Genomic DNA, 7,551 nt, shown 5'->3' on the forward strand with positions numbered 1-7,551 from the left:
ACCTTTCAAAGCCTTGCGGATTGAAAAACCATGCGTAACAACCAGCCCATTACACAACGCGAGCGGACCTTTCCAGCTCAGCAACGGTTGATTTCCACCACCGATGCCAAGGGCGTGATCACCTACTGCAACGACGATTTTGTCGAGATCAGCGGGTTTTCGCGGGAGGAACTGATCCGTGCGCCGCACAATCTGGTCCGTCACCCTGACGTGCCGTCGGCGGTGTTCTCGCACATGTGGGGCACACTGAAACAAGGCTTGCCATGGATGGGCATCGTCAAGAATCGCTGCAAATCCGGTGACCACTATTGGGTCAACGCCTATGTAACACCGGTGTTCGACGGCAATCAGGTGATCGGTTACGAGTCGGTGCGCGTCAAGCCCACCGCCGAACAGATCCGCCGCGCCGAAGCGCTCTACCAACGCATCAACCAGGGCAAGTCGGCGATTCCTTCGACGGACAAATGGCTGCCGCTCCTGCAGGACTGGCTGCCGTTCATTCTGGTCAGCCAGCTGAGCTTCATGATCGGCGCGACGCTGAACTCGCATTGGGGCTTCGCCCTCGCCGCCGGTTTGTCGGTGCCGCTGGGCCTGATGGGCCTGCAATGGCAGCAACGCGGACTCAAGCGCCTGCTGCGCCTGGCCGAACAGACCACCTCCGACCCGCTGATCGCGCAAATGTACACCGACAGCCGTGGTGCCCAGGCGCGCCTGGAAATGTCGATCCTCAGCCAGGAAGCGCGCCTGAAAACCTGCCTGACCCGCTTGCAGGACACCGCCGAACACCTGACCGATCAGGCCAAGCAGTCCGACGCCCTGGCGCACAACAGCTCGACCGGTCTGGAACGCCAGCGGGTGGAAACCGAACAGGTCGCCACCGCCGTCAACCAGATGGCCGCCACCACCCAGGAAGTCGCCAGCCACGTACAGCGCACTGCTGACGCCACCCAGGAAGCCAATCGCCTGACCGGTCGCGGTCGTGACATCGCCGGAGAAACCCGCGAAGCGATTCAGCGCCTGTCTGTGGTCGTCGGCGAAACCGGCCTGACCGTGACGCAATTGGCCAAGGACAGCGACGAAATTGGCGGTGTGGTCGACGTGATCAAAGGCATCGCCGACCAGACCAACCTGCTCGCCCTCAATGCTGCGATTGAAGCCGCGCGTGCCGGCGAAATGGGCCGTGGTTTTGCGGTAGTGGCTGACGAAGTCCGTCAACTGGCGCAACGCACCAGCGAATCCACCGGGCAGATTCATGCCCTGATCGCCAAGTTGCAGCAAACCGCCTCCAGCGCCGTGCAGACCATGGAAGCCGGGCATCGCCAGGCCGAAGAAGGCGTGGCGCGGGTACTGGAAGCGGATCAGGCCCTGGTCGGCATCAGCGAAGCGGTGGCCAACATCACCGACATGACCACCCAGATCGCCGCCGCGACCGAAGAGCAAAGTGCCGTGGCTGAGGAGATCAGCCGTAACATCAGCAATATTTCGGAACTGGCGGATCAGACCTCGGAACAGGCGCATAACTCGGCGTTGCTGAGTGAAGAACTGACGAAGACGGCCAACACGCAGTATTCGTTGGTGGCGCGGTTTAACCGCTAACAGCCAAAGATCGCAGCCTGCGGCAGCTCCTACAGATAATCGGTGCAGGAGCTGCCGCAGGCTGCGATCTTTTGACCTTGAAAGCCCGGACGGCGAAAGCTGCCCGGTTTTTTTTGGTTTCGGGATTGGTGACGTCTGGCAGCCTGCTCGCGATAAGGCCTTTTATGCCTCACGGATCATCACTCCAGGTCCAGTTGCTTCCGAGCATTCTCGAGCAGGCATCCGTTCATGGCTTTTTCGCAATCACACCAACCATGTATTCATGCAAATCACGAAAATCCTTAACGCTCCAGACATGCGCCGGGATCTTCACGCCATTCTCCTGCAAGGTTTTCGGTATCAGATTGCCGTTCGGGCGCAGGATCACCGACGACACAATCACCCCCGGGTAATCATTCAGCCGTTGCTTGAACGCGGGGGTGGTCAGATCAGGTGTGGACGGATTGCTCTTTTTCGCCAACGGCCCCGTGCCTTTGATATCCGGCCCGTGGCACACCGCGCATCGCTGGGAATAGAGAGCTTTCCCGTTGACGTTTTCCGCCAGGGCCAGCGACGGCTGACTGGCCAGCAGCGCCGCGAACGACGTGCACACCAGATATTTCATGCGCCCGGATAATGTAGCCAACAGGTCATCCATGACAGGTCTCTCGCAATAGAGCGCGAGACGCTAACGCCTGGGGCTGTGTGTGTCCAGCGAGTTTTGCGATGCGCAATTCCACGTCCTGGCAACAGCGCAATTCAGATGCGGAAATCGATCGCCGCGATAGTGGCATATTAATATCCACCACCCCTTCAGAATTCCTGCATGCGGACGACAACCTCCACAAATCCGTTCCTTGTTGTGAGTCCTTCATGAAGAAGTTCGCTGTCCTGATGTTCGCCGTTCTGTTCCTGGCCGGATGCGCCAACCAGAAATTCAAGCCCGAATACCGTACCCAGATCCACACCGTGAAAATCCTCCCGGTGTCATGGAAACCTCGGGAAATGAGCTATATGGGCCGCGAACAAGCATGGGGCGCGGCCATTGGCGCGGGCGTCGGCACCGGCGTAGGTCTGGCGGCGGGCGCAGGCAAAATCGGTACGGCGGCACTCGGCGGTGCCGGTTTTGCCGCTGGTTTGAAGGCCGGCGACCTGGCCTCCATGTCGACCGTCGATGCGATTCTGTACAACATGGAAACAGCCAACATCAACCTCGGCGACCTGGTGAAAAAGAGCTTCGAAGAAAAACTCGCCGCCAGCGGCCGCTTCAAAATCGTCGGCGACAACGAACCGGCGGACGCGCAGATTGAACTGACCGTATTCAACTGGGGCTTCGCCCTGACCCAAGGCTTCAGCAGCGTGGTTTACCCGACCATCGCGGTCAACGGTGTGATGAAGCGCGGCGACGAGTTGATCTGGCAGCGCAACGAGCCGATCACCGCGTTTAACGGCGCCAACACCTACGGTTATGAGCCGCTGCGCTATCGCACCGAACCGGAACTGGTACGCACCGCGTTGACCGGCGTCTCGCAGATCGTCGGCGACTATCTGGTCAAGGATTTGAACGAGTAAGAGTGATGGCGCTGCGCTGAGCCCAAGCAGGGTTATATGAATCGTAATGCCTCTTTCAATCGATCCCCCGGAGAGTTCCGTGCAGCGCATCATTCTTTGCATCAGTACATTGCTGCTGGCCGCTTGCGTCACCCAGCCCAAAAATACCGACCGCCAGGCAGTGTTGCTGGCCCAGCCGTTGACGCCCAACAGCCTGATGCGTGAAGGCGACGTCATCAACTTTCAGGTGATCGAGCCGAGCGATCCGCAATCCATAGTGATACAGCGCTTCCAGTACTCGGCGGCCTGCAGCACGGCGCAAATCAACGAAGTGTATTCATTCCTGTTGATGCGCCACATTTATCCGGGCAATCCGGGTCACTATGCGCCGGCGAAGGCGTTGCCCGAGCGTTACCACGCCACACTGCTGAACAACCGCGACTTCCTCCAGGCATGCAAAAACCTGCCCGTCGCCGATTGGCGCAAAGTGGCGCAAGACGACACGGGCCGCTGGTTGCTGGTCGATAAAAACAACCTGCGAAACAAGGCCGGGCAAGTCGATTTATGGGTGGCCTACGACGAGCCGAAAACCCGCCTCAACCTGGTCAATAGCGCACCGTTCACCCAAACTCGCGAGCATTACACGTTCGATTGCGCCACACGCAATTCCACGCTGCTGGCCCGCTATTTCCTCAACGCCGACAACCAGGTCACCGACGGCAAAATCGACATGTTCCCCGAGACCAAAGCGATCAAGGCGTCCGATGCGGACAAGTCAAAGATGGTTGAACTGGTGTGCAACGCACCAATGTCCATCGCCAGCCTGCCGGCGCTGACCCGACGCAGCAAAGCGGCGGTAGATGCCAACGCTATCCCCGACATCAACCCGAACGTGCTGAAAAGCATCGAACAGCTGCATCTGCCGAAACCACTCAAGACCCTGACTTACCTGGACCTCGCCGGAACTGCCAGCAATAGCAAAAAGAGCTGGCCGGAACGCACCGAATACTTCATTTCCACCGACCCGGTCACCCAACAACTGAGCATTGACAATAAGAGCGAAAACCTCGTCGGCCATGGAATCAGCTGGCGCGGCCTGCTCACCCTGTCCGGTCGGGAACAGGCCAAACTGTCCCGCAACACCCTTGTGATCGACAATTTGAGTTTCCGAGGTGATTGGCAGCAAATGCGCGTCGGCAGCCAACTGGGCTACACCCGCCAAGGCAGCGTCAACAGCAACCTGATCGGCTCGCTGGGGGAAGAACCGGTTACCGTGGATTGCACCGTCGACAGCGAGTCACCCGCCAAACTGCTGAACCCGGCATTGAGTGGTAACGCCAAAGCGATCAGTTGCCGTGATCAGCGCAAGAGCTTGAAACCCGTGCCGATGGATCATTACTACTATCTGGTGGATTACGGTTTTTTCTATCACGCTAGTACGGATAAAGGCGACGGGATTGCACTGGAGATGCACGTGCAAAGCGTGAAGTAGTCGACGACGGGACGCCAAAATAGCGCCGCCTTCCCACGTCGCTCTTTTTACACTTGAAAGCCCGGCAAGCGAGCGCTTCCGGGCCTTTTGTTTGTGATCTGGGATTTTTGGGGGCCGGCAGATCGTCATCGCGAACATGCGAAGGCCTCTATTGGATCTGCGGTGATCACTGGTTTATGTACCCGGTCACGATCCCCTGTAGAAGCGAGCCTGCTCGCGAAGAGGCCTTCTCTGCCGACGACGATCTCACTCAAGCAATGCAGACACTGCCTACAACTGCGCCAGAATGAGCCGACTGGTGCTCGTTGATGCCAGGTTCTATCGTTTGCCGGTCAAAACTTATTCACATAAGCTGGTCAGCATGAATACACATCCTTCGGAGGCTCCGATGGCCACCACCCGAAAAACCGACAAACCCAGCAAAAAGGAAGTTCGTGAAGAACTGACATTCCTCGATGTTCGGCAAGCCGCGCGTGATGGGCAGAAAGTGTTCGATAAATTTGTGATCACTGGCAGGCTACCGATCACAAAGTAGGCCTGAATGCCAGCCATCAAAATCTCTGCACTTTTTGAACGAATCAATAACTGGCAAAACTTCGCTGCACACTTCTACAACTACAAAATCTGCGATGAATTACCTGCCATTTTCGGGCGGGATGAACGACTCGATCTGAGCGACATGCACCATATCCACCTTGCCAGTACACAGGCACTGCAGGCTCGATGGGCAAAAATCAATCGTCAGTATTACCGGACAGCATTGGTAAATGATGCTGATAATGACTTTTGGCTGATTTATGCCTATGACGCTTTTCGGGATGAGTATTTGCTACTGACAATCACCGGCCCGGATGCCCATAACCGAATAGAGTGGGGATCTTTTTTGCGCAGCATGCATTGCGACATCGTTGAACCTTGGACGCTTGGCAGGATTATCTTCCCTGATCTGGATAATCTGTAACCAGCCCAGGCCGGTAGAAAGCGAGATTCACAGGTCGGACTGGGTGATCACTAAATGTCTTCGGCAGCTCTGATCGGGGTTATTTGATGATTTTTAAGTGCAGGGACTACCTCTGACAGTCAGGTGGTTTGAGGTCGTCTGGAAGAGCGCTTTCGCGAGCAGGCTCGCTCCCACGTTTGGACCGATTACGTCAGTGAGGGATTGGTCGGCTTGGAGGTCGCCATCGCTGGCAAGCCAGCTCCCACAGGGATTTGGTCCAAACGGTAGAGATTGGTCGACTGGGAGATCGCCATCGCGAGCAGGCTCACTCCTACACTGGATCTGCGGTAATCACAGATTATGTGCCAGACACCAATCCTCTGTGGGAGCGAGCCTGCTCGCGATGAGGCATAACAGCCAATGAAATTATTAAGGCAACTTCAGCTTATCCAGCAGCCGATTGACCAACAGTTCGTTGAGCATGATCACCTGTTGCAGCGCCAGCAGTGGTTTGCGTTCCGGTCCGCCGATTGAGTTGGCGATGTTACCGGCCATGGCATGCGCGTATGAGAGCGACTCGCAGGCCTCGACCAACAGGGTTTCGTCATCCAGCATGGAGTCGACAACATAGATGGGGCGATATTTCGGCGAACTTGGCGGGGCTGCCAGGTCTTCGGGTTTGAGGTAGTAATCGAGGGCGCGGTCGGTGGCTTCCTGGATTTTTTGCGGGTCTGGGGCGCGGTCGTGTGGGGGTGGCGGGTTTGGGGTGACTTTGAACATGATGCAACTCCTATCGCAGACTGAAGGAGCCATCACCTTCGCTACCAAAAGAGGGTGGCGGCCATACGCGGGTTGGTAGACCGGCTGCAATAGGAACCCGGCGCTCGCGAACGAGCCCCACGCATGACCACCATATGAACCGAGCCCCAAAAAAGGACGGTCTGAAGGCGTAGACATACGGCCATTACAGACGGGCTACCAAACCCGATCACTGCTTTGTGTCAGTGACCGAGGAACGATATAGCCAACCTCATAGCCGTGTAAGCCGGCGGATTCTGGCGTACGCGTAGGCAACGGCGCAAGGAGTTGTAGCCAGGATGGCGTAACGGATCGTGTAGTTTAAACATTGGTATTTGATGATGTTTAAGTGCAGGGATTGCCTCTGACAGGCTGGTAGTTTGATGTCGTCTGGAAGAGCGCTTTCGCGAGCAGGCTCGCTCCCACATTTGGACCGAGTACGTCAGTGAGGGATTGGTCGGCTTGGGGGTCGCCATCGCTGGCAAGCCAGCTCCCACAGGGAATTGGTCCAGACGGTAGAGATTGGTCGACTGGGAGACCGCCATCGCGAGCAGGCTCACTCCCACATTTGGACCGAGTACGTCAGTGGGGGATTGGTCGGCTTGGAGGTGGCCATCGCTGGCAAGCCAGCTCCCACAGGGATTTGGTCCAGACGGTAGAGATTGATCGACTGGGAGACCGCCATCGCTGGCAAGCCAGCTCCCACAGGGAATTGGTCCAGACGGTGGAGATTGGTTGTCTGGAAGAGCGCCATCGCGAGCAGGCTCGCTCCCACATTTTGACCGAGTACGTCAGTGGGGGATTGGTCGGCTTGGGGGTCGCCATCGCTGGCAAGCCAGCTCCCACAGGGATTTGGTCCAGACGGTAGAGATTGATCGACTGGGAGATCGCCATCGCGAGCAGCTCGCTCCCACATTTTGACCGAGTACATCAGTGAGGGATTGGTCGGCTTGGAGACCGCCATCGCTGGAAAGCCAGCTCCCACAGGGAATTGGTCCAGACGGTAGAGATTGATCGACTGGGAGATCGCCTTCGCGAGCAGGCTCGCTCCCACAAAAGCAAAAAGCAAAGCAGCGCAGCTGCCCACGGCGAAGCCGCCCCACTCAACAATGAGCGCAAGCTCGAGTACCGCTTTTGATCTTGATCCACCGGCGACGTCGGAAGGCTGAGTGGAGGGATTGATCCGGGCGTGGGA

8 protein-coding genes are annotated in these 7,551 nt (G+C 57.4%); 5 read left to right on the top strand and 3 right to left on the bottom strand.

Annotated elements, in window-relative coordinates:
* Window positions 1-30: 30 nt before the first annotated feature.
* Complete coding sequence (locus AC4IHP_RS25890) at window positions 31-1,596, top strand: methyl-accepting chemotaxis protein (protein ID WP_217863877.1); 1,566 nt, start codon at window positions 31-33, stop codon at window positions 1,594-1,596.
* A 226-nt stretch (window positions 1,597-1,822) separates the two neighbouring features.
* Here the strand turns inward: AC4IHP_RS25890 and AC4IHP_RS25895 are convergent, their stop codons facing one another.
* Window positions 1,823-2,200, bottom strand: a complete 378-nt coding sequence (locus AC4IHP_RS25895; RefSeq protein WP_045122361.1) for a c-type cytochrome — start codon at window positions 2,198-2,200, stop codon at window positions 1,823-1,825.
* Between the two features lie 248 nt (window positions 2,201-2,448).
* On the opposite strand from AC4IHP_RS25895, the gene AC4IHP_RS25900 reads away from it, so the two are divergent.
* From AC4IHP_RS25900 to AC4IHP_RS25915, 4 genes are all read left to right on the top strand, one after another.
* Window positions 2,449-3,147 carry a hypothetical protein gene (locus AC4IHP_RS25900; RefSeq protein WP_093102949.1) on the top strand — a complete coding sequence of 233 codons (699 nt, stop codon included), beginning with the start codon at window positions 2,449-2,451 and terminating at the stop codon, window positions 3,145-3,147.
* 79 nt (window positions 3,148-3,226) lie between these two features.
* Window positions 3,227-4,618: a surface-adhesin E family protein gene (locus AC4IHP_RS25905; protein WP_490833085.1), complete on the top strand. Its 1,392-nt coding sequence runs from the start codon at window positions 3,227-3,229 to the stop codon at window positions 4,616-4,618.
* A 298-nt stretch (window positions 4,619-4,916) separates the two neighbouring features.
* Entirely contained in the window at window positions 4,917-5,153 is a 237-nt protein-coding gene (locus tag AC4IHP_RS25910) for a hypothetical protein (protein ID WP_128615234.1), read from the top strand.
* A 6-nt stretch (window positions 5,154-5,159) separates the two neighbouring features.
* Window positions 5,160-5,579 (top strand): type II toxin-antitoxin system YafO family toxin, encoded by a 420-nt coding sequence (locus AC4IHP_RS25915; RefSeq protein WP_490833086.1) that lies wholly within the window; start codon window positions 5,160-5,162, stop codon window positions 5,577-5,579.
* Between the two features lie 408 nt (window positions 5,580-5,987).
* On the opposite strand, the gene AC4IHP_RS25920 is transcribed toward AC4IHP_RS25915, so the two are convergent.
* Both AC4IHP_RS25920 and AC4IHP_RS25925 read right to left on the bottom strand, forming a co-directional pair.
* Window positions 5,988-6,338, bottom strand: coding sequence for a DUF6124 family protein (locus AC4IHP_RS25920; RefSeq protein ID WP_490833087.1), 351 nt, complete (start codon window positions 6,336-6,338; stop codon window positions 5,988-5,990).
* Between the two features lie 574 nt (window positions 6,339-6,912).
* Window positions 6,913-7,551 (bottom strand): hypothetical protein (locus tag AC4IHP_RS25925; protein WP_490833088.1); only part of this gene is annotated, 639 nt, incomplete at its 5' end.

This window comes from Pseudomonas sp. UF-293, from assembly GCF_058245595.1.

Coding starts and splice junctions, on each gene's coding strand:
- AC4IHP_RS25890 (WP_217863877.1), top strand. CDS start 31: ATGCGTAACAACCAGCCCATTACACAACGCGAGCGGACCTTTCCAGCT.
- AC4IHP_RS25895 (WP_045122361.1), bottom strand. CDS start 2,200: ATGAAATATCTGGTGTGCACGTCGTTCGCGGCGCTGCTGGCCAGTCAG.
- AC4IHP_RS25900 (WP_093102949.1), top strand. CDS start 2,449: ATGAAGAAGTTCGCTGTCCTGATGTTCGCCGTTCTGTTCCTGGCCGGA.
- AC4IHP_RS25915 (WP_490833086.1), top strand. CDS start 5,160: ATGCCAGCCATCAAAATCTCTGCACTTTTTGAACGAATCAATAACTGG.
- AC4IHP_RS25920 (WP_490833087.1), bottom strand. CDS start 6,338: ATGTTCAAAGTCACCCCAAACCCGCCACCCCCACACGACCGCGCCCCA.